General features: G+C 71.6%; 24 protein-coding genes. 11 read left to right on the forward strand and 13 right to left on the reverse strand.

Going from position 1 to position 20,023, the window contains the following annotated elements; genetic code table 11:
• Positions 1–35: 35 nt before the first annotated feature.
• Both BJ998_RS18670 and trxA read left to right on the forward strand, forming a co-directional pair.
• Positions 36–416: a MerR family transcriptional regulator gene (locus tag BJ998_RS18670; protein WP_184863386.1), complete on the forward strand. Its 381-nt coding sequence runs from the start codon at positions 36–38 to the stop codon at positions 414–416.
• Entirely contained in the window at positions 392–709 is a 318-nt protein-coding gene (trxA, locus tag BJ998_RS18675; RefSeq protein WP_281392968.1) for a thioredoxin, read from the forward strand. The genes BJ998_RS18670 and trxA overlap by 25 nt, the downstream gene beginning before the upstream one ends.
• Here trxA and BJ998_RS18680 read toward each other — a convergent pair.
• From BJ998_RS18680 to BJ998_RS18695, 4 genes are all read right to left on the reverse strand, one after another.
• Complete coding sequence (locus BJ998_RS18680; protein WP_184863388.1) at positions 706–1,371, reverse strand: response regulator; 666 nt, start codon at positions 1,369–1,371, stop codon at positions 706–708. The two genes, trxA and BJ998_RS18680, sit on opposite strands and share 4 nt — an antisense overlap.
• Positions 1,368–2,444 carry a sensor histidine kinase gene (locus tag BJ998_RS18685; RefSeq protein WP_184863390.1) on the reverse strand — a complete coding sequence of 359 codons (1,077 nt, stop codon included), beginning with the start codon at positions 2,442–2,444 and terminating at the stop codon, positions 1,368–1,370. The genes BJ998_RS18680 and BJ998_RS18685 overlap by 4 nt, the downstream gene beginning before the upstream one ends.
• Positions 2,445–2,525: 81 nt before the next feature.
• Complete coding sequence (locus BJ998_RS18690; RefSeq protein ID WP_184863392.1) at positions 2,526–4,322, reverse strand: gamma-glutamyltransferase family protein; 1,797 nt, start codon at positions 4,320–4,322, stop codon at positions 2,526–2,528.
• 7 nt (positions 4,323–4,329) lie between these two features.
• On the reverse strand, positions 4,330–5,643 hold the full coding sequence (locus BJ998_RS18695) for a UDP-glucose dehydrogenase family protein (protein ID WP_184863394.1): 1,314 nt from the start codon (positions 5,641–5,643) through the stop codon (positions 4,330–4,332).
• Between the two features lie 133 nt (positions 5,644–5,776).
• Between BJ998_RS18695 and BJ998_RS18700 the strand changes: the two genes are divergently transcribed.
• Both BJ998_RS18700 and BJ998_RS18705 read left to right on the forward strand, forming a co-directional pair.
• A complete protein-coding gene (locus tag BJ998_RS18700; RefSeq protein WP_184863396.1) occupies positions 5,777–6,739 on the forward strand; it encodes an aldo/keto reductase in 963 nt (320 codons plus the stop codon).
• A gap of 228 nt (positions 6,740–6,967) precedes the next feature.
• On the forward strand, positions 6,968–7,726 hold the full coding sequence (locus BJ998_RS18705; protein WP_184863398.1) for an SDR family NAD(P)-dependent oxidoreductase: 759 nt from the start codon (positions 6,968–6,970) through the stop codon (positions 7,724–7,726).
• Positions 7,727–7,794: 68 nt separating this feature from the next.
• Here BJ998_RS18705 and BJ998_RS18710 read toward each other — a convergent pair whose 3' ends face one another.
• A complete protein-coding gene (locus BJ998_RS18710; RefSeq protein WP_184863400.1) occupies positions 7,795–9,432 on the reverse strand; it encodes a TM0106 family RecB-like putative nuclease in 1,638 nt (545 codons plus the stop codon).
• Positions 9,433–9,510: 78 nt separating this feature from the next.
• On the opposite strand from BJ998_RS18710, the gene BJ998_RS18715 reads away from it, so the two are divergent.
• Positions 9,511–9,948 (forward strand): DUF6474 family protein, encoded by a 438-nt coding sequence (locus BJ998_RS18715; RefSeq protein WP_184863402.1) that lies wholly within the window; start codon positions 9,511–9,513, stop codon positions 9,946–9,948.
• Here the strand turns inward: BJ998_RS18715 and BJ998_RS18720 are convergent.
• On the reverse strand, positions 9,945–10,379 hold the full coding sequence (locus tag BJ998_RS18720) for a DUF6069 family protein (protein WP_221338054.1): 435 nt from the start codon (positions 10,377–10,379) through the stop codon (positions 9,945–9,947). The genes BJ998_RS18715 and BJ998_RS18720 overlap by 4 nt on opposite strands.
• Before the next feature lie 120 nt (positions 10,380–10,499).
• On the opposite strand from BJ998_RS18720, the gene BJ998_RS18725 reads away from it, so the two are divergent.
• Positions 10,500–11,156 carry a TetR/AcrR family transcriptional regulator gene (locus BJ998_RS18725; RefSeq protein WP_184863404.1) on the forward strand — a complete coding sequence of 219 codons (657 nt, stop codon included), beginning with the start codon at positions 10,500–10,502 and terminating at the stop codon, positions 11,154–11,156.
• Here BJ998_RS18725 and BJ998_RS18730 read toward each other — a convergent pair.
• The 4 genes from BJ998_RS18730 to BJ998_RS18745 are packed head-to-tail and all read right to left on the reverse strand — an operon-like array spanning position 11,153 to position 14,615.
• Entirely contained in the window at positions 11,153–12,115 is a 963-nt protein-coding gene (locus BJ998_RS18730) for a glycine betaine ABC transporter substrate-binding protein (protein WP_184863406.1), read from the reverse strand. The genes BJ998_RS18725 and BJ998_RS18730 overlap by 4 nt on opposite strands.
• Positions 12,112–12,849, reverse strand: coding sequence for an ABC transporter permease (locus BJ998_RS18735; RefSeq protein ID WP_184863408.1), 738 nt, complete (start codon positions 12,847–12,849; stop codon positions 12,112–12,114). Before BJ998_RS18735 ends, BJ998_RS18730 begins: the two co-directional genes overlap by 4 nt.
• Positions 12,842–13,975, reverse strand: coding sequence for an ABC transporter ATP-binding protein (locus tag BJ998_RS18740; protein ID WP_312890193.1), 1,134 nt, complete (start codon positions 13,973–13,975; stop codon positions 12,842–12,844). The genes BJ998_RS18735 and BJ998_RS18740 overlap by 8 nt, the downstream gene beginning before the upstream one ends.
• Complete coding sequence (locus BJ998_RS18745; RefSeq protein WP_184863410.1) at positions 13,968–14,615, reverse strand: ABC transporter permease; 648 nt, start codon at positions 14,613–14,615, stop codon at positions 13,968–13,970. The genes BJ998_RS18740 and BJ998_RS18745 overlap by 8 nt, the downstream gene beginning before the upstream one ends.
• Before the next feature lie 77 nt (positions 14,616–14,692).
• Between BJ998_RS18745 and BJ998_RS18750 the strand changes: the two genes are divergently transcribed.
• From BJ998_RS18750 to BJ998_RS18765, 4 genes are read left to right on the forward strand one after another with little or no spacing between them, the layout of a single operon-like run.
• Positions 14,693–15,214, forward strand: a complete 522-nt coding sequence (locus BJ998_RS18750) for a hypothetical protein (RefSeq protein WP_312890194.1) — start codon at positions 14,693–14,695, stop codon at positions 15,212–15,214.
• Positions 15,215–15,259: 45 nt separating this feature from the next.
• The gene (locus BJ998_RS18755; RefSeq protein ID WP_184863412.1) at positions 15,260–16,039 is read left to right on the forward strand and encodes a YcnI family copper-binding membrane protein; all 780 of its coding nucleotides are present in this window, start codon (positions 15,260–15,262) and stop codon (positions 16,037–16,039) included.
• Positions 16,036–16,575: a copper resistance CopC family protein gene (locus tag BJ998_RS18760; protein WP_184863414.1), complete on the forward strand. Its 540-nt coding sequence runs from the start codon at positions 16,036–16,038 to the stop codon at positions 16,573–16,575. The genes BJ998_RS18755 and BJ998_RS18760 overlap by 4 nt, the downstream gene beginning before the upstream one ends.
• The gene (locus BJ998_RS18765; RefSeq protein WP_184863416.1) at positions 16,572–17,606 is read left to right on the forward strand and encodes a CopD family protein; all 1,035 of its coding nucleotides are present in this window, start codon (positions 16,572–16,574) and stop codon (positions 17,604–17,606) included. Before BJ998_RS18760 ends, BJ998_RS18765 begins: the two co-directional genes overlap by 4 nt.
• Here BJ998_RS18765 and BJ998_RS18770 read toward each other — a convergent pair.
• Together BJ998_RS18770 and BJ998_RS18775 are read right to left on the reverse strand one after the other, a co-directional pair.
• Positions 17,584–17,907, reverse strand: a complete 324-nt coding sequence (locus tag BJ998_RS18770; protein WP_184863418.1) for a tetratricopeptide repeat protein — start codon at positions 17,905–17,907, stop codon at positions 17,584–17,586. The genes BJ998_RS18765 and BJ998_RS18770 overlap by 23 nt on opposite strands.
• Before the next feature lie 87 nt (positions 17,908–17,994).
• On the reverse strand, positions 17,995–18,774 hold the full coding sequence (locus BJ998_RS18775) for an alpha/beta fold hydrolase (RefSeq protein WP_221338055.1): 780 nt from the start codon (positions 18,772–18,774) through the stop codon (positions 17,995–17,997).
• A gap of 80 nt (positions 18,775–18,854) precedes the next feature.
• On the opposite strand from BJ998_RS18775, the gene BJ998_RS18780 reads away from it, so the two are divergent.
• Positions 18,855–19,697, forward strand: coding sequence for a macrolide 2'-phosphotransferase (locus BJ998_RS18780; protein WP_184863420.1), 843 nt, complete (start codon positions 18,855–18,857; stop codon positions 19,695–19,697).
• On the opposite strand, the gene BJ998_RS18785 is transcribed toward BJ998_RS18780, so the two are convergent.
• Positions 19,681–19,992: a hypothetical protein gene (locus tag BJ998_RS18785; RefSeq protein ID WP_312890195.1), complete on the reverse strand. Its 312-nt coding sequence runs from the start codon at positions 19,990–19,992 to the stop codon at positions 19,681–19,683. The genes BJ998_RS18780 and BJ998_RS18785 overlap by 17 nt on opposite strands.
• Positions 19,993–20,023 lie beyond the last annotated feature (31 nt).

Genomic DNA, 20,023 nt, shown 5'->3' on the forward strand with positions numbered 1-20,023 from the left:
CCTTCACATCGGCGTCAAGGTTTACCGTCGCTGGCATGCGCATCGGCGAGCTTGCGGACCGGGCCGGCACCACGACACGCTCGCTCCGCTACTACGAGGAGCAGGGCCTGCTGCCGGCCCGCCGCACGGCCAACGGCTACCGCGACTACGACGAGGACGACCTGCGCGCGGTGAACGAGATCCGCTCGCTGCTGGCGATCGGCTTCGCGCTGGAGGACACGAGGCCGTTCGTGGAGTGCCTGCGGGCGGGCAATCCGACGGGCGACGTCTGCCCGGCGTCGGTGGCGGTGTACCGGCGCAAGCTCGACGAACTGGACGACTGCATCGCACGGCTGCAGGCGGTGAGGGCGCAGGTCGCCGCCGCGGTCGAGCGGACAACCGGGGAGGAACCATGCTGCAAGAGGTCACGGACGTGAACTTCGCGGACCGGGTGCTGACCAGCGACAAGCCGGTGCTGGTGGAGTTCTGGGCCACCTGGTGCGGCCCGTGCCGGATGGTCGGGCCGGTGCTGGAGCGGCTGGCCGACGAGCACCCGGAGATCGGCATCGTGAAGATGGACCTGGACGCGAATCCGGCGACGGCTCGCAACTACCAGGTGATGGCCGCGCCGACGATGCTGCTGTTCGAGGGCGGCGAGGTGGTGAAGACGATCGTCGGCGCGAAGCCGAAGGCGGCCCTGGAGCGGGAGCTCTTCCAGCCCGTCGGCTAGTCCCGCGGGGTCACCAGTTTCGACTCGTACGCCAGCACGACGAGCTGGGCGCGGTCCCGCGCGCCCAGCTTGGTCATGATTCGGCTGACGTGGGTGCGGGAGGTCGCCGGGCTGATCACGAGATGCTCGGCGATCTCCTCATTGGACAGTCCACCCGCGACCAGCGCCAGCACTTCCCGTTCCCGCTCGGTCAGCTCACGCAGCGCGGCCGGGTCGGGACGCCGGTGCTCGGGCCGGTTGGCGAACTCGGCGATCAGCCGCCGGGTCACGGTCGGCGCGAGCAGTGCCTCGCCGGCGGCGATGACCCGGATGGCGTGCAGCAGGTCCACCGGCTCGGTGTCCTTCAACAGGAATCCGCTGGCTCCGGACCGCAGCGCCTCGAACACGTACTCGTCGACGTCGAAAGTGGTCAGCACCAACACCTTCACGCCGGCCAGCGAGGCGTCGGAGGTGATCTGCCGCGTCGCCACGAGCCCGTCGACGCCGGGCATCCGAATGTCCATCACGACCACATCCGGCCGGTGCGCCCGCGCCAGCTCGACGGCCTGGGCGCCGTCGGCGGCCTCGCCGCACACCTCGAAGCCGCCCTCGGTCTCCAGCAGCAGCCGGAAGCCGGCGCGCACGAGCGCCTGGTCGTCGGCCAGCACCACTTTGATCGTCATAGCGGCAGCTCCGCCCGCACCACGAATCCCCCCTCGTCCCGCGACTGCGCCAGCAGCGTGCCGCCGAGCGCCAGCGCCCGTTCCCGCATGCCGCGAACCCCGTTGCCCGGCTCGGTCTGCACGGGCCGACCGTCGTCCCGCACCTCCACGGTCAGACAACCGTCGTCGCGCGAGAACCGCACGCTGACGGTACGCGCGTCCACGGCGTGCCGGACGGTGTTGGTGAGCGCCTCCTGCACGATCCGGTACGCCGTCGAGTCGACCGGCGCCGGCAAGTCGCCGGGTTCGCCGCTGACCTCCACGGACAGCCCGGCGCCCCGGGCGGAGCCGAGCAGCTCGTCGAGCCGGGACAGGCTGGGCGCGGGCGCCCGGTCCTCGCCGGAACGCAGCACACCGAGCGTGGCGCGCAGGTCGACGAGCGCCGCCCGGGAGGCCTCCTTGATCGCCAACAGCGCCTGCTTGGCCTCCTCGGGCCGCCGGTCGGCGACGTGCGCGCCCACCCCGGCCTGCACGTTGATCATCGCCAGGCTGTGCGCGACGACGTCGTGCACCTCGCGGGCGATACGCAGCCGCTCCTCCTCGGCGACCCGGCGGGCCCGTTCCTCGAAGACCTCGTGCTGCGACCGGCGACTGGCCCGCACGTATCGCGAGGCGACGCCGATCGAGACCGCCACCGGCACGAAGAACACGTACCGAACGTCGGTCATGTCGCCGCCGGTGACGAACTGCGCGGCCACGAAGCCGACGATCAGCACCAGCCCGGCGATGCTCGACCGCAGCGGCCCCACCCGCTTGGCCAGCGTGTACAGCGCCAGCGCCGGGAACAGCGGCGTCGGGGCGAACGGGTTGCCGGAGTAGAGGTAGCTGAACGCCAGCACCGTCGAGATCACGTACACCATGTACGGCCAGCGGTTGCGCCAGAACAGCGGCACCGCGCCGGACAGCATCCACGCCACGCCCAGCGCGTCGAACTGCGGCGGCGGCTGGCGCCAGTGCGCGGAAGCCCCCGCGATCAGCAGGCAGCCGATCGCGAGCGGAACGGGAAGCAGCACGGACTTCCGCCGGTGGGGCACACCCGGACGCTACGACATCGCACGCCGCTCCGCGTACGTCACGAAGCGGCAATGCGAACTACGTTCCACGTGGAACCTTGATCACCGCCCGACGGCGTATCCCTGCATGCCACGGGCGTTGGCGCCGGCCCGCAGCAGCCCGCTCTCCGGATCACGGGACACCGCGGACAACCGCCCCAGCGCCCATGGCCCGGCATCGACGACCTTGTGACCACGGGCGCGCAGCTCGTCGAAAGCCGCAGCGCCGAGTCGCGACTCCGCGACCAGCTCACCGGGCTGCCAGCTGCGCGGATAGAACGACAGCGGGAACGCGGCGGAGTGCCACATCGGCGCGTCGATCGCGGCCTGGAGGTTCAGCCCGCCGATGGTGTGGGCCAGCCAGAAACACAGCTGCCACTGGTCCTGCTGGTCACCCCCGGGCGTGCCGAACGCCAGCGGCGCGCCGTCGCGCAGCGCCAGCGACGGGCTCAACGTGGTGCGCGGCCGGCGACCGGGCACGAGCGACGCCGGCAGGTTCTCCTCCAGCCAGAACATCTGAGCCCGGCTGCCGAGGGCGAAGCCGAGCGACGGGATCGTCGGCGAGGACTGGAGCCAGCCGCCGGACGGCGTCGCGGAGATGACGTTGCCCCAACGGTCCACCACGTCGATGTGCACGGTGTCGCCCCGCATCTGGCCCTCGCGGGTGACCGTCGGCTCGCCGACCGCCGCGTTCATCGGCGAGTCGTCTCCGCCGATGCCCCGGCCCTCGGCGATGTACGCCGGCAGCCGCGGCGCACGGCCGCCGGGCGAGCCCGGCCGCAGCTCCAGCGACGCCCGGTCGTCGATCAACGCCAGCCGCGAAGCGGTGTACTCGGCGGAAAGCAGGTCCGCCATCGGCACATCGGCACTGTCGCCGTACCAGGCCTCGCGGTCGGCGAAGGCCAGCTTGGCGACCTCGATGGCCAGGTGCACCGTCTCGGCGGTCGGCACGCCGTCCACGTACGCGAGCCGGTCGCGCAGCTCGTGCAGCATCAGGGCCTGCTGGGCCAGGGTCGGGCCCTGGCTCCACGGCCCGCACTTGGCCAACGTCCAGTCCCCGACCTGCACGGTCACCGGGTCCTCGTACGTTGCCGACCAGGAAGCCATGTCCTGCCCGGTCAACACGCCGGCGTGGTCGCGGCCGGAGTCGTCCCGGTGCGGCTTGCGGCTGAACGCCTCGATCTCCGCGGCGACGAACCCCTGGTACCACGCCTTCCGGGCCGCCTCGATCTGCGCTTCCCGGTCGCTGCCAACGGATTCCGCCTCGCGCAGCAGCCGCTCCCAGGTGTCGGCCAGCACCGGGTTGGGGAAGAGGGTGCCGGCCTTGGGCACCTCGCCGCCGGGCAGCCACAGCTCGGCCGATGTGGGCCAGTGTTCTGTGAACAGCTGCCGGACGCCCTCGATCGTGGTCGGGATCCGTTCCACCAGAGGGAAACCGTTGCGGGCGTAGCCGATCGCGTAGTCCAGCACCTCGCGCAGCGACTTGGTGCCGTGATCGCGCAGCAGCGTCAGCCAGCCGTCCCACGCGCCCGGCACCACCGCGGCCAGCAAACCGCTGCCCGGAACCAGGTCCAGGCCGAGATCGCGATAGTGCTCGATGGTCGCCCCGGCCGGCGCGACCCCCTGGCCGCACAGCACTCGCGGCGTCGGATCGGCCGCCGTCGAGAAGATCGCCGGCATGTCGCCGCCCGGGCCGACCAGGTGCGGCTCCACCACCTGCAGCACGAAACCGGCCGCCGTGGCGGCGTCGAACGCGTTGCCGCCGGATTCCAGCACCGCCATGCCGGCGGCGGACGCGAGCCAGTGGGTGGACGCAACCATGCCGACCGTGCCGGTCAGCTCCGGGCGAGTGGTGAACATGACCCCATCAGATCACGGCGGCGAGGCTCTGGCCCACGTCCAGGTGCCCGCGGCCGACGCCCCACCAGGTCAGGCCGTGCCGGCCCAGCGCGTCGGGGTCCAGGTGGTTGCGGGTGTCGACGACAACGCAGCCGGCGGCCAGCTCGCGGATCCGGGACCAGTCCAGGCCGCGGAACTCCGGCCATTCGGTCAGCACCACGACGGTGTCGGCGTCCTTGGCCGCCTCGTACGCGTCCGACACCACCCGGATGCCGTCGACGTCGTGGTCGATGCCCGGGTCGTAGCCGGTGAGCTCCGCGCCTTCGGCCCGCAGCAGCGCCGCGACGGCGAGCGCCGGCGAGTCGCGCAGGTCGTTCGTGCCGGCCTTGAACGCCAGGCCCAGCAGTCCGATCCGACGTCCGCGCAGCCGGCCACCGGCGGCCTCGCGGATCTTGGCCACGATCAGCTGCCGCTGGTGGCTGTTGGTCTCGATGGTGGCCTGCAGCAACGAGAAGTCGTAGCCGACGGCGGCCGCGACCTGCAGCAGCGCCTGCGTGTCCTTGGGCAGGCACGAACCGCCCCAGCCGGGGCCGGGCTGCAGGAACGACTGGCCGATGCGGCGGTCGTAGCCCATGCCCTCGGTGACGTCAGCGACGTCAGCGCCCAGGCGTTCGCACAGCTCGGCGATCGCGTTGACGTAGGACAGCTTCATCGCCAGGAAGCAGTTCGCGGCGTACTTGACCATCTCGGCGCTGGCCGCGTCGGTGAGCACGGTCGGCGCGCCCAGGCGCGCGTACAGGGCGGCGACCCGCTCGGCCGCGTCCTGGATGTCGCAGCCGACGACGATCCGGTCCGGGTTCAGGAAGTCGTGCACCGCGGTGCCTTCGCGGAGGAACTCCGGGTTCGACACCACCGGCACGTCCTTGCGCTTGAGCAGGCCCGACACCCGGGCCGCGGTGCCCACCGGCACCGTCGACTTGTTCACGACGATGCTGCCGACCGGCAGGATCGTGCGCACCTCGGAGATCACCGACTCGACCGCGGCGAGGTCGGCCGCGCCGCCCTGGCCCATCGGCGTCGGCACGCACAGGAACACCACCTCGGCGTCGCCGACCGCGGCCGACGCGCCCACCACGAACTCCAGCCGGCCGCCGGCCATCCCCTCCGCGACCAGCTCGGCCAGCCCCGGCTCCAGGATCGTCACCTTGCCGGCGCGCAGCCGTTCCACCTTGGCCACGTCCACGTCCGCGCACACCACGTGGTGCCCGAGCGAGGCCAGACAGGCCCCCGTGGTCAGACCCACGTACCCGGTCCCGATCACCGCGATTCGACGAGCGAACACCTCGCACCACCCCGACCTGGTCGCAGGAGCTTCCGGTCCCGACGGTCGCAGGCGGAGTTGACGGGCCCGCTGGCTTAGGCCGTACAGGTGGTGAACACCCGGTGGCGCTACCCGAGGTTTAGGGTTTCCGCCCGTGGAGCAACGTCGCCTGGGTGATTCCGGTCTTGTCGTCAGCGCGGTCGGCCTGGGGTGCAACAACCTCGGCCGGCCCGGCACCTCGACGGAGACGCTGGCCGGCGCCCGTGCCGTGGTGGAATCCGCGCTGGACAACGGGATCACGTTCTTCGACGTCGCGGACGTGTACGGCGCGCCGCGCGGCCGCAGCGAGGAGCTGCTCGGGCAAGCGCTCTCCGGGCGTCGCGAACACGCCGTGATCGCCACCAAGTTCGGCGTGGACATGCAGGGCGTCAACGGTCCCGACTTCGGCGCCCGCGGGTCCCGGCGGTACGTGCGGCGGGCCGTCGAGTCGTCGCTGCGCCGGCTCAACACCGACTGGATCGACCTGTACCAGCTGCACCGGCCGGATCCGCGGACGCCGCTGGCGGAGACGCTGTCCGTGCTGGACGACCTCGTGCACGAGGGCAAGATCCGCTACGTCGGGCACTGCAACCTGGCCGGCTGGCAGATCGCCGACGCGGCGTGGACGGCCCAGACCGAGCACGTGGCCGCGCCGGTGTCCGCGCAGAACCACTACTCGCTGCTGGAGCGGGAGGTGGAGCGCGAGGTCCTGCCGGCGTGCCACCGGTTCGGGCTCGGGCTGCTGCCGTACTTCCCGCTGGCCAACGGCTTGCTGACGGGCAAGTACCGGCAGGACGCCGAGCCGCCGATCGGGTCCCGGCTGTCCGGCCGGGAGCGGCTGCTGTCCGAGGCGCCGTGGGACCGGATCGAGAAGCTGCGGGCGTTCGCCGAGGAGCGGGACGTGCCGATGGTGCGGCTGGCGATCGGCTGGCTGGCCGCGCAGCCCTCGGTGGCGTCGGTGATCTGCGGCGCGACGAGCCCCGAGCAGGTGCGGACCAACGCCCGCGCCGGCGAGCTCACGCTCACCCCCGCCGACCTGGACCTGCTGGACGAAATATGTCCGCCGGGTCGTCGCTGAGTGTGATGCTCGTCATCCCCCGGTAGGAGGCCGGAACAGCACCTGCGGCCGACGCGGGATCCGACCGCCGGCGCGCACCCTGGTTGACATGGAACTTCTGCAGATCGCGGGACTGTTCGTGGGTGGCGCGCTGGTGGTGTCCCTGCCGCTGCTGGTGATGCTGCGCCTGTTGCAGGACCCCTCGGACCGACACGACGTCTGATCGATCCAGCAGGTTAGCCTCGCCGGATGCAGATCTCTGACAACGCGGCGATCGTGACCGGTGGGGCGTCGGGGCTGGGCGGGGCGACCGCGCGGGCGCTGGCCGCCCGGGGCGCCAAGGTGTTCGCCCTCGACCTGCCCAAGGCCGTCGCCAACGCCGATGCCGTCGACGGCGTGACCTACGTCGAGGCGGACGTCACCAGCGCCGAGCAGGTGCAGGCCGCGGTGGACACCGTGGTCGCCGCCGGCGCGCCGCTGCGCATCACCGTGAACTGCGCGGGGGTGGGCACCGCCGGCCGGATCGTCGGCAAGAACGGCCCGCACGACCTGGACACGTACCGGAAGGTCATCGAGGTCAACCTGATCGGCACGTTCAACGTGCTGCGGCTGGCCGCCGACGCCATCGCCAAGACGCCCGCGCTGGACGACGGGCAGCGCGGCGTTGTGATCAACACGGCGTCGGTCGCCGCGTTCGACGGCCAGATCGGGCAGGCGGCGTACTCGTCGTCCAAGGGCGGCGTCGTCGGCCTGACCCTGCCGGCCGCCCGCGAGCTGGCCTCCTCCGGCATCCGCGTGATGACGATCGCGCCCGGCATCATCGACACCCCGATGCTGGCCGGCGTCTCCGAGGACTTCCGCGCCGGCCTCGCCGCCGGCGTTCCGTTCCCGAAGCGCCTCGGCCGTCCCGAGGAGTACGCACAGCTGGCCGTCGCCATCGTCGAGCACGACTACCTCAACGGCGAGGTCATCCGCATGGACGGCGCCCTGCGCATGGCGCCGCGCTAGTCAACCCCCCAACGCTCGGAAAGGACCATTCCACGCGTTCAACGTCAGGAATGGTCCTTTCACGCAGCTCAGAGGTCGCCGGCGAAGGGCAGCTCGTCCATCGCCGGCGAGCTCATCCACTCCCGCAACGCCAGCGTGGCGCGGACGTCGTCCTCGTTGTACTCGAGCAGCCGCTGCCGCTGGGACACCTCGGCGGGCGCGCCGTCCATGCCGACCGCGTCGCGGTACCAGCGCATCGAGTTCTCGCCGCCCGCCTCCGGGTCGCGCCAGTGGAAGCCGGCGACCGGCGCGATGATCTTCAGGCCCTTGCCGTGCGCGCACAGGAACTGGTCCCGGACCACACCGAACACGTCCACCCAGGCGGGGTCGCGGATGAAGGCGTTCACCTGCGCGACGGTCGGCACGCCCGGCTTGCCGGCGAAGCGCTCGGCCGAGGACAGCAGCCAGCGGTTCTCGGCCAGCTCGTTGTAGCAGTAGGCGCGGAAGGTCAGGCCGTGCGCGAGCGCCTTGTCCCGGATCCGCATCAGCCACGTCCAGAACTCGCCGAAGGACCGCGCCTCGTCGTCGTCCGGCAGCGGCTCCCAGCTGACGAACGGCCGGTAGCCCTGCCGCTCGCCGATGTCCTTGCCGGTCAGCAGGCAGCCCCACATGTACGCGCCGGCGTCGCCGAAGCTCTCCATGTCGATGTCGACCTCGACGTCCGCGCGCGGCACGCGGACCTTGCGCACCCGGCGGACCACGGTCAGGTCGCGCAGCCAGGCCCGGGCCAGCACCACGGCGTCCGACAGCGGCATGCCCACCAGCGGCGTCGCCAGCTTCGTCGCCGGATCCATCGCCGCAAGCTCGTCCACCGTGGACACGCCCAGCTTGCGCAGCGCGAAGGCATCCTCGCCGCGGACCACCAGGCTCACGTCGCGGGCCTCGTTCAGGGCCACGTCGCAGACCGGCCACCACGGGCAGCTGCGGCATTCGACGATCCGGGACGGCCTGGCCAGCGGCTCGGCGCCGGAGGCCGCCGCGTTCGCCACGGCCAGCCGGTCAGCGAAGCGCATGTCGTACTCGGACAACGCGGTCCGCGCACCCGGCCAGGTCGGGGCGTCGAGGTCGTGCCAGAGGACGACATCGGCGTCCATGCCGACCACGCCGCCGTAGGACCGACCGCTCGCGGCGAAGCCGCTCGACTGCAGCATCCGCTGGGCGTGGGCGAGCCGGAGCTGGTCACGGGGCTGCGGGCGGACCTTGCGCAGCGGGTCCGAGCGGATCCCCATCGGCGTCGGCTCGCTCAGCGGCGACGTCCGGGCGCCCGTGCCGGGGTCGGTCACCTTGTGCCGGACCACCAGCACCGGGACGTATCCCGTGCTCACGCGGACCAGCAGGTCGATGCCGCCGCGCCGGCCACCGGCTGGATCCCGCGGCAGCTGCGGCGCCCACACGAACGGCGCGCCCGCCGAGAGGGCAGCCACCGTCGCCCGCTCCCGGTCGGCCGTCTTGGCGTCGAGCGGGATCTCCGTCCAGGCCGAGCCGGCCATCGTGGCCATCCGGTCGGCGACGGCCCGGCGGTGCGCCATCGCGTCGGCGCGGCGCTGCTCGCCGGTCGGGTCCGGCGGCGCCTTGGGCGCGTCCGCCATGGCCGGGTCGTTCTCCAGGTGCACGCGCCGCCGGCAGCGGGTCACCACACCGGCGTCGAGCAGCACCGAAGACGTCACGATGAGCAGCCTAGTTCCGCCCGTCGGGCTGCGTGTCGACGGCCGGTGGATCTCCACCGGCCGGACTAGAGTCCACCTGTGGCACGCAACCGGTCGAAGCCTCGGCTCACTCCCGCTCGCGCCAAGAACCTGATCGGCCTGGCCAAGGTGGTCGGCCCGGCTGTCGTGCCCGTCGTCGCGCCCTACGCGCTGCGCGCCGCCTCGATGGCGCGGGACGCCGTGGACAAGATGCGCGCCCGCCGCCTCGGTGTCGAGGTGAAAGACCTCGCCACCTACTCCGGCCGCGGCGGCGCACTGCACGCCCGCATCGCCGGCGCCGCGCAGGCGGCCGCCGACCTGCGCGCTTCCGACGCCGCGTTCGCCGACGCGAGCGAAGCTCGGCTCACCCAGCTCGCCGCCGCCGTACGGGCCGCCGAGCGGATGCCGAATGCCCGTCGCAAGGCGGCGCACAAGGCCGTCAGCCTGGAGCTGGACCGGCTGGAAGAGGACATGCTCCGCCGGCTCGGCCTGAACTAGACCGTCCTGCGGTAGCCCACGAGCGGCAGGACCCGGCTGACTGCCGTCACGGTGACGGCCGCGACGACCACGTGCATCACCAGCAGGCCGGCGACGTTGATCGCGTCCGCCGCCCCGGTGAGCAGCAGCACGATGTCGGGGATGAACGTCAGGACCGTGACGACCGGCACCAGCACCCGCAGGGTGGCCCGCGCCCGGGCCGCGTAGCGGCGGACCGCCGCCCAGCCGATCGTGCCGGCGAGGACTCCGATCACCGTCAGCGGCGCGTATGCCACCAGGTCGAGGCCGGTTCGGGTGCCGTTCGGGTCCAGGGCGAGCGCGCCGAGCGCGACCACGGTGTTCACGGCGATCGAGACGACCGCCGCGGCGGCGATGCCGAGCGTGACGCGGGCCGCCGAGGTGTCGGCATGCGGGTGGGCATGTGTGCTCATGATCGAACTCCCTAGAAGTGGATAGCTCTGCTCCGTTTCCCCACCCGACGGTAGCAGCGAAAACGGATACGAGCTATCCACATGGACAACTCTGATCCGTTTGACAGCTACGATGAGCCCATGGTCGGGTCGAAACCACTGCGCCGGGACGCCGAGCGCAACCGGCAGCGCATCCTCGCCGCCGCGAACGCGCTGGTCGCCGAGGTCGGCCTGGACATCACCCACAACGACATCGCCCGCGCCGCCGAGGTCGGCGTCGGCACCGTCTACCGGCGCTTCCCGGACCGGCAGGAGCTCATCGACGAGCTGTTCGACGAGCGGGTGGACCGGATCATCGCCCTCGTCGACGAGGCTCGTCGGATCGAGGACCCGTGGCAGGCCCTGTGCGCGTTCGTCACCGGCAATCTCGAACTCCAGGCCGGCGACCGGGGCCTGAAGGACCTGATGGTCGGCAACGGCCGGGCCACCGAGCTGGCCAAGCGGGCCCAGCGCCGGATCGGCCCGGCGGTGCGGGAACTGGTCAAGCGAGCGCACGCCGCCGGGCAGCTGCGCCCCGACGTGGGCGTCGAGGACTTCCCGCTGATCCAGGAGATGGTCGGCGCGGTGATGGAAGCCGCCCGCCACATCGACCCCGACCTGTGGCGGCGGGCGCTGGCGCTGGTCCTGGACGGCTATCGGGCGGACGCCCGGCAGCGGGAGCCGCTGCCGGGCGCCACGCCCACGCCGGAGCAGATCGAGCAGGTGCTGACCCACTCCCGCCCGGCGCCCCGCCGCTAGGCGTTGCTGTCCGGCACGTCCCTGCTGGTCACGAAGCCTTCCCGGACCAGCCAGTCCCGAGCCACGTCGGCCGGGTCCCTGCCCTGCACGTCCACCTGGGCGTTCAGCTTCTGCATGGTCTCGTTGTCCAGCTTCGCCGACACCGGCTCGAGCACCTGCTCGATCTGCGGGTGCTCGGCCAGCACGCTGGACCGAACCGTCAACGCCGCGTTGTACTGCGGGAAGAAGTGCTGGTCGTCGTCGAGCACCTGCAGGTTCAGCGACAGGATCCGGGCGTCGGTGGTGAACACCTCGCCCCAGTTGCACGCCTTCGCGTCCTTGGTCGCCTGGTAGACCGCGCCGACGCCGAGGATCTTCACGTTGTCCGACGGGATGCCGTACTTCTTCACCATGCCCGGGAAGCCGTCGTTGCGGCTGGCGAACTCGGTCTCCAGGCAGAACGTCACCGCGGCCGGGTCGAGCCTGGCCAGCTGCGACAGCGTGTGCACGCCGTACTTCTTGATCACGTCGGTGTTGGCGGCGATGGCGTACTTGTCGTTGACCGGGGACATCGCGATCCAGCTGACGCCGTTGGCCTTGTCGGCGTCGCGCACCTTGTCGAACTGCTCCCGCGGATCCACGATCACGTCGTTGTGGCCGAGGTAGCTGATCCACGCCGTACCGGTGTACTCCCAGGACAGGTCGATCTGCCCGGCCAGCATCGCGTTGCGGGCCGAGTTGGAGCCCTGGATGTTGGTCAGGTCGCTGACCTGCGCACCGGCCGCGGACAGCGCCAGCTCGGCGATGTAGCCCAGCACGATGTTCTCGGTGAAGTCCTTGGACCCGACGGCCAGGTGCACGCCGGACAGCACGGGTTTGATCGATCCCGGTCCGACCGCGACCGGCACGGTCGAGCCGGAGCTCAGGCCGCATCCCGTGAGCAGCGTCCCGACCAGGGCCAACGCCACCAGCTTCCTCATCGCAGCCCCTTCGGTCCGAGAAACTCCTCCGCCAGCCCGCCGAGCCAGTCGACGAGCAGTGCCAGCGCCATCGCCAGCACCGCGCCGACCACCAGCACCGAGTAGCGGGCCAGCTTGTCGCCGGTGTCGATCAGCACGCCGAGGCCGCCGCCGGCGACGAAAAACGCCAGCGTCGCGGTGCCCACCGCCAGCACGAGCGAGGTGCGCAGGCCGGCCAGGATCAGCGGCACGGCCAGCGGCAGCTCGATCCGGCGCAGCACCGCCGAAGCCGACATGCCGATGCCGCGGCCGGCCTCGATCAGCGCCGGGTCGACCTGCCGGATGCCGACGATGGTGTTGCGCAGCACCGGAAGCAGCGAGTACAGCGCGATCGGCAGCGCCGCGACCCAGAACCCGGTGCTGGCGGTGGCCAGGAAGAACAGCACCAGCACGCCGATCGCCGGCGCCGCCTGCCCGATGTTGGCCAGCGTCAGCACGACCGGGGCGGCGAACCGGGCCCAGCGCCTGGTCAGCACGACGCCGAGCGGCACGCCGATCAGCACCACGATGGCCGTGACGGCGACCGCCAGCAGCAGGTGCTGCCAGGTGAGGTCCAGCAGCGTCGAGAGGTTGAGGTTGCGCTGCTCGATGTCGTCCAGCCGCCGGGTGGCCGCCCACACCAGCACGCCGGCGACCACCACGAGCACCACCACCGGCTGCGCGAACATCCGGATCCGGTCGGAGCGGTCAGCCATGCTCGTGCTCCTCGCGCAGCTTGCGGACGGTGTCCATCACGGTGTCGATGCCGACCGCGCCGACGTACTCGCCGCGCGTGCCGACGACCGGCACCGAGCCGCCCTCGGCGAGGATCGCCTCCAGCGCGTCCTGCACCGTGGACTGCCGGGTGACCAGGTCGTTCACCGGGCGGCCGACCGTGCCCAGCGACCCGTCGTTGAGGTCCCGGAGGTGCACCCAGCGCTTCGGCCGGCGCCGGCTGTCCAGCACGAGCGCGTACTTCCGGTTCTTCGCGTCCAGCCGAGCCCGCACGTCCTCGGGCCGCTCGTCGATGATCGCGGTCTCGGTCTCGTCCAGCTCGATGTCCCGAACCCGCAGCAATGTCAGCTGCTTGAGCGACGCGCCGGCGCCGACGAAGCCGGCCACGGTGTCGTTGGCCGGGGCGGCCAGGATGGCTTCCGGGGTGTCGAACTGAAGGATGCTCGACCGCGGCCCCAGCACCGCGATCCGGTCGCCCAGCTTCACGGCCTCGTCGAAGTCGTGGGTGACGAACACGATCGTCTTGTGCAGCTCGGACTGCAGCGACAGCAGCTCGTCCTGCAGGTTGCCGCGGGTGATCGGGTCGACCGCGCCGAACGGCTCGTCCATCAGCAGCACCGGTGGATCGGCGGCCAGTGCCCGCGCGACGCCGACACGCTGCTGCTGGCCGCCGGACAGCTGCCGCGGGAACCGGTCGTGGAACTCGCCCGCGTCCAGCCCGACCAGCTCCAGCATCTCGTCCACCCGCGCGGACGTCTTCGCCTTCGGCCAGCCGAGCAGGCCCGGCACCAGGCCGATGTTCTGCCCGACGGTCAGGTGCGGGAACAGCCCCGCCTGCTGGATCGCGTAGCCGATGCCGCGGCGCAGCTCGTCCGCGTCGAGCGAGAGCGCGTCCTGGCCGCCGATGGTGATCCGGCCGGACGAGGGCTCGATCAGCCGGTTGATCATCTTCATGGTGGTGGTCTTGCCGCAGCCGGACGGTCCCACGAACACCACGATCTCGCCGGCCGCGATGTTCATGCTGAAGTCCTCGACCGCCGCCTTCCCGGCGCCCGGGTAGCGCTTGGTCACGTGTTCGAGCTGGATGTCGACGGCCTGGTCAGTCACGGATGCCCCTCGATGTGGTCAGCCGGCCGACGAGCACGTAGACGCCGTCCAGCAGCAGTGCGATCACGATCACGCCGACGGTGCCGACCAGCGCGAGGTCGACGGCGTTGGCGCTGCCCACCCGGGACAGCCCGCTGAAGATCAGGTTGCCGAGCCCGGGACCCTTCACGTACGCGGCGATGGCCGCGATGCCCATCAGCAGCTGGGTGCTGACCCGCATGCCGGCGAGGATCGCCGGCCAGGCCAGCCGCAGTTCGACGCCGGTCAGCACGCGCAGCCGACCCATGCCGATGCCGCGCGCCGCGTCCACCACGGCCGGGTCGACCCCGTTCAGCCCGACGACCGTGTTCCGCACGATCGGCAGCAGCGCGTACAGGACGAGCGCGACCATCGTCGGCGGCACGCCCAACCCCAGCACCGGGATGAGCAGGCCCAGCAGCGCGAACGACGGGATTGTCAGGATCGCGCTGGTCAGCGCCGTCGCCACCGCGGAGCCGACGGGACTTCGGTAGACGGCGACGCCCAGCCCGACCCCGAGCACGGTCGCGAGCAGTGTGGCCTGAACCACGGCACTGGCGTGCAGGTAGGAGTCCATCAGCAAGGCCTGCCAGCGTGCGGTCACGTACGTCCACAGAGCCATGACATGACGGGTACCCAAATGGAGTAGTGGTAAACCACCATTCGGAACGAAGCCGAGGAGCCCTTACGCTCACCCACGTGTCCCGACGGCAGCAACTCACCGGCCCCGTGCGCGTGCTGCGCGGCGCCATGCTGGCCGTCAGTTCGACCACCCTGGCGGTGACCGCGCACGGCGTCGCGGGCGGGGGCTGGCCGGAAACGCTGCCGGTGCTGCCGTTGAGCCTGCTCATCGCGCTGGCCGGCACCGCACTCGCGGACCGCTGGCGCAGCAGCTGGACGATCATCGGCGCGCTCGGCGCCACCGAGTTGGCCCAGCACGTGTTGTTGTCCGTGATGCACGGTGAATCGCTGTTCGGCTCCGGCCTGATGACGTCCGCACACGGGGTCGCGCTGGTGCTGACCGCCGTGCTGCTGGCCAAGGCCGACGCCGCGATCGTCGCGGTCGCGGGCGCGGTGCGCCGGCTGCTGCCGGTCGTGCCGTCCTTCCCGCATCCCGACCGGATCGCCGCCGCGCCGGTGCCTGCCCTGCCGGCCGGTCACGTCCTCGACGTGCTGCTGCGCCGGGCGCTCGGCCGCCGCGGTCCCCCGGTTCTCTCCTGAATCCCCTACACCCCAGTCATTTCCCATTCAGGAGAGAACACAGCCATGTCCACAACTCGCTTCGCGCTGCGTGTCGGCGGCGTGCTCGCCGCCGCCGCGGTGGTCGCGCTGGCCGGCGCCCCGGGCGCGTCCGCGCACGTCACCGCCAACGTCACGACCGCCGTCCAGGGCAGCTACGCCAAGATCACCTTCCGGGTCCCCAACGAGGAGGACAACGCCGGCACCGTGAAGGTGCAGGTCACCTTCCCCGACTCGTACCCGATCCCGGGCGCGTCGGTGAAGCCGGTGCCCGGCTGGAAGTCGCAGATCGACGTCGAGCCGCTGGCCAAGCCGGTCAAGGAGAACAACTCCGACGTGAAGAACGCGGTCAAGACGATCACCTGGACCGCCGACCCCGGCACCCGGGTCAACCCCGGCGAGTTCCAGGAGTTCGACGTGTCGGCCGGGCCGATGCCCGACGACACCGACGAGCTGCTGTTCCCGGCCGTGCAGACCTACGACAACGGCGTCGTCGTGAACTGGACCGACCAGCCGGCGGCGGCCGGTCAGCCCAAGCCCGAGCACCCGGCGCCGTCGATCAAGCTGCAGACCAAGCCGAACGCTCCCGGCGCGATGGACATGTCGTCCATGGGATCGACCGGCGGCGTCACCGACACCGCGTCCAGCACGACCGTCTCCGACAACACCGCCCGCTGGCTCGGCGGCGCCGGCCTGCTGGTCGGCGCGATCGGCGTCGGTTTCGGCGTCGGCGCCGTGCTGCGCAGCCGTCGCCCGGCGACGGCGTCCGTGGCCACCCCCAAGGAAGACGGAGGCAAGTCGGAGTGAAGCGGCTGCTGGCGTGCCTGCTGCTGGCGGCAGGCGGCATGCTCGGGCTGGCCGGGCCCGCGTTCGCGCACAACGTCCTGGTCGGCAGCGACCCGAAGGACGGCGCGTCGGTCGAGGTCGGGCCGTCGACCGTGAGCCTGACCTTCGACCTGCCGATCCAGCAGGGTGACTTCGACGTGATCACCGTCAACGGGCCGGACAACACCCGCTGGGAGGCGGGGTCGGCCAAGGTGGACAGCAACGTGATCACCGCGCCGGTGCGGCCGCTCGGCGCGGCCGGCGTGTACACCATCGGCTACCGGATCCTGTCGGCCGACGGGCATCCGGTGTCCGGCTCGGTGAAGTTCACCCTGACCAAGGCCGGCAACGGCACGCCGGCAACGCCCACCGCCGCGCCCGGTCCGCAGTCGTCGGGCGGCTCCGGCGACGGATCCGTGCCGGTGTGGCCGTGGATCGTCGGCGGCGTCCTGCTGCTCGGCCTCGGCGTCTTCGTGGCGCTGCGGATGGGTCGGGTGCCGGAGGACAGCTCGAAGTGACCACTCCCCGGACCATCGCGCGGCACAACTACGGGCTCGCCGTCGGCCTGCTGCTCGCGGCCGTCGCCGGCGCGCTGATCGGGACCTCGCTCACCGGCGAGGCCGCGGCGCCCGGTGTTGTCGAGCCCGGCGCGATGGTCCGGTTCGGGCTGCCCGTCGTTCGGGTGCTGCTGGACGTGTCGTCCCTGGTGACGGTCGGGCTGAGCCTGCTGCCCATGCTGCTCGGCTTCGACCGTCCCAAGCAGACCGAACCCGTCCTCGACGTCGCTCGGCGGGCGGCCGTCGTCAGCTCCGCCGCCTGGGCCGTCACCGCCCTGCTGTCGCTGGTGTTCGCCGCCGCCGACCTTCGTCCCGGCGAGATCCCCACCGTCGGCGCCATCGTCGAGTACGTCTCGTCCATCGGCGCCGGCCAGGCTCTGGTGATCAGCGCCCTGATCGCCCTCGTCTACCTGTTCTTCGCCTTCTTGGCCCTGCGCCACGGCGAGAAGGTCCCCGCCGAGCTTCGGATCGTGCTCTCCGTCTTCGGCCTGCTCCCCATCCCCGTCACCGGCCACGCCTCCAACTTCGGCCTGGCCTGGGGCGGCCATGGCCTGACCATGGTGTCCATGGAGCTGCACGTCATGGGCGCCGCCGGCTGGACCGGTGGTCTCCTCGCACTCGGCGTGCTCGTGCTCACCAACCGGTCGCTACTCGCTCGCGCCCTGCCCAAGTTCTCCCGGCTCGCCACGGTCTGCCTCATCGCCGTCGGCCTCACCGGCCTGGTCAACGGGGCCATCACCCTCGTCGAGACCCCCGGCGTCAGCATCTGGACCGGCCTGTTCGTCACCCACTACGGCTGGATCGTCCTCGGCAAGATCCTCTGCTTCGCCGCCCTGGGCCTGCTCGGCGCCAACATCCGCTTCCGCCTCATGCCCCAGGTCGTCCAGCACCAGCGGGTCCCCGCCCTGCTCGGCTGGTTCACCTTCGAGATCGCCGTGATGGGACTCGCCTACGGCCTGGCCGTCGTCCTCACCCGCGCCCCGGTCGCATGACCTCGGCGGCTTCCTCGGCGCAGGCGGCGGCCTCGTCGTCCAGGCCGATTCCGGCGTAGTAGCTGCTCAGGGTGGTCAAAGCGTCGGCGAGCTCGGAGCGGTGGTCGGCGACGAGGCGCCAGGTCTCGACGGCTTCCTCGGCGGTCGCCACGGCGTCGGGGTATTCGCCGTGGTCGTTGTAGGCGACGCCGAGCCGGGTCAAGGCCGTGGCCAGGTCGGTGCGACGCGAGGGGTCCTCGGCCGCGCGGGCACGACACTTCTCGACCGTCTCCTGCAACGCCGCGACCGTCTCCGCACTCATGCCGGCCTCCCCGCGACGGATCATAGGGTGCGTAACCCGCCGGGCGTCCCGCAAAACCGGGGCTGGGATGTCGAATGCGTCGAAACCTCAGGCGCTGCCTTGCAGCAGGACGGCGGCGACCTGCTCGGGGTCGTCGCTCATGGGCACATGACCACAGCCGGGAAGCGACAGGTGTCGGGCGTTGGGAAGGGCCCGGCGAGCGCGTTTGGCCTGGTACGGCGGAAGCATGGCGTCCTTGCTGCCCCAGGCGACGGTGATGGGGATGTCGTCGGGGATCTGCTCGGCGAACCGCGTCCCCTCCCGCACGATGAGCTTGTACGAAGGCCAGGCGACCTTGAACGCCTCGAAGTCGCCGAGGGCCTGGGAAGGGTCGAGCCTGCTGGGGCGGGCGACGATGGCGGCGTACATCAGGCCACGGCCGGCGGTGTGGTGGACAAGGCGCGGCACGGCGGGCTCGAGGGCCCGGCCGACGCCACGCATGGTGCCGAAGACGGCCCGCGTGTAGGCGAAGTCCCAGCTGGCACGCCAGAAGCCGGCGGGCGACAGGGCGGTCACCGAGCGGACGGCGTTCAGGGCGGCCAGTTCCAGGGCCAGGCGGCCGCCGAGGGAGTTGCCGGCGACGTGCGGGCGCGGCACGCCGAGCCGGTCGAAAAGGTTGATCAACTCGTCCAGCGTCTGGGCGAGGGCGGTGCGGCCGTCGTGGGCCAGCGGGCCGGACTCGCCGTGACCGGGCAGGTCGATCAAGATCAGCTCGCGGTGCGGGGCGAGCAGGTCCACCACCGGCGCCCACGCCTGCCGGCGATGGGTGACACCGTGCAGCAGGACCAGCGGCGCGCCGGATCCGACGCGGTCGTAAGCCAGGCTCACAACACCCACCTCCCCAGAACCTACTGACAGTAAGAATACCTATCGGTAACTCGATTGCCAGACCCCGTTAGCGTGGACCCGTGCCCCCGACAGCCGAATCAATGCTCCGCGAGGCCAAGGAAAACGGCCTCGACCTGCACGATCAGCACGAGATCGACGAGTCGGGCTGGGACTTTCTGGTCCTGCACGCGACGGCGACGGACGGCACGAGGTGGATCCTCCGCGCGCCCCGCCGGCCGGGTGAACACCTCCACGCCGAGGCTGCGCTGCTCGACCACGTCCGCCCGGTGCTGCCGGTCGCGGTGCCGGACTGGCGCATCCACACCGACACGTTGATCGCCTATCCCCGGCTGCCCGGCGACCAGGCCGACGAGTCGTGGCTGCCGACCGACGACACGCTCGGCCGGTGCGTGGCGATCCTGCACAGCCTGCCGACGGAGCCGATCGAAGACCTCGGCGTCGAGGCGTTCGACCCCGACCGCCAGCGGTCCTGGCTGGCCGGCAAGCTGGCGACGGCGGTCCGCGAGTTCGACATCCCGGACGACAAGCTGCGCCGCTGGCGGGACTGGCTCGACGCGACCGACCGCTGGCCGCAGGACATGGTGCTGGTCCGCGGCGACCTGCATCCGCAGCACATGCTGGTGGACGACGGCCGGCTGGTCGGCCTGATCGACTGGGCGGACGCGACGATCAGCGATCCGTCGCTGGACTTCGTCGACCCGTACCACCACCTGTCGACGGCGGCGTTCGAACGGCTGCTCACGGACTACGAGCGGCACGGCGGCCGGGTCTGGCCGGGCATGCGGGAACACATCGCGCTGCGCGCGTCGGTCGGGCCGGTGATCGGCGCGGTGTTCGGGCTGGAGAACGGTCGGGACGACCTGGTGGCGGAGTCGCTGGCCGAGCTCAGTCGCAGTCGGTGACCTGAGCGGCGGACGGCTGGGCGCGCAGTTCGCTGAGCCGGTCGAGCACGCCGTGCCCACGGCGGTCGAGTTCGCGGCGGTCGATCCAGCCGGCGGCGTAGTGCCGGTAGGCCTGGGACAGCATGACGAGTTCGGCCAGGTAATCGGCGGAGCGTCGGCGACGGTCCTCCGGCAGCGCGGTCAGCAGCGGCAGCTGACCGTCGACGACCTCGTCGAGCAGTTGCGCCGTGCGCAGCGCGCGTCGGGTGCGCCACCCCGTCCACGCGAACATCCGCGTTCCAGCCAGGCCCTTCACCGTTGCCGCCCACCTCGCCAGCGTCAGGACA

Source organism: Kutzneria kofuensis, assembly GCF_014203355.1.
Classification (GTDB): domain Bacteria; phylum Actinomycetota; class Actinomycetes; order Mycobacteriales; family Pseudonocardiaceae; genus Kutzneria; species Kutzneria kofuensis.

Bases quoted from the DNA above. Each gene is read 5' to 3' on its own strand.
- BJ998_RS18680 (WP_184863388.1), bottom strand. From the start codon at position 1,371: ATGACGATCAAAGTGGTGCTGGCCGACGACCAGGCGCTCGTGCGCGCC.
- trxA (WP_281392968.1), top strand. From the start codon at position 392: ATGCTGCAAGAGGTCACGGACGTGAACTTCGCGGACCGGGTGCTGACC.
- BJ998_RS18705 (WP_184863398.1), top strand. From the start codon at position 6,968: ATGCAGATCTCTGACAACGCGGCGATCGTGACCGGTGGGGCGTCGGGG.
- BJ998_RS18725 (WP_184863404.1), top strand. From the start codon at position 10,500: ATGGTCGGGTCGAAACCACTGCGCCGGGACGCCGAGCGCAACCGGCAG.
- BJ998_RS18755 (WP_184863412.1), top strand. From the start codon at position 15,260: ATGTCCACAACTCGCTTCGCGCTGCGTGTCGGCGGCGTGCTCGCCGCC.
- BJ998_RS18730 (WP_184863406.1), bottom strand. From the start codon at position 12,115: ATGAGGAAGCTGGTGGCGTTGGCCCTGGTCGGGACGCTGCTCACGGGA.
- BJ998_RS18770 (WP_184863418.1), bottom strand. From the start codon at position 17,907: ATGAGTGCGGAGACGGTCGCGGCGTTGCAGGAGACGGTCGAGAAGTGT.
- BJ998_RS18670 (WP_184863386.1), top strand. From the start codon at position 36: ATGCGCATCGGCGAGCTTGCGGACCGGGCCGGCACCACGACACGCTCG.
- BJ998_RS18690 (WP_184863392.1), bottom strand. From the start codon at position 4,322: ATGTTCACCACTCGCCCGGAGCTGACCGGCACGGTCGGCATGGTTGCG.
- BJ998_RS18720 (WP_221338054.1), bottom strand. From the start codon at position 10,379: ATGAGCACACATGCCCACCCGCATGCCGACACCTCGGCGGCCCGCGTC.
- BJ998_RS18735 (WP_184863408.1), bottom strand. From the start codon at position 12,849: ATGGCTGACCGCTCCGACCGGATCCGGATGTTCGCGCAGCCGGTGGTG.
- BJ998_RS18745 (WP_184863410.1), bottom strand. From the start codon at position 14,615: ATGGCTCTGTGGACGTACGTGACCGCACGCTGGCAGGCCTTGCTGATG.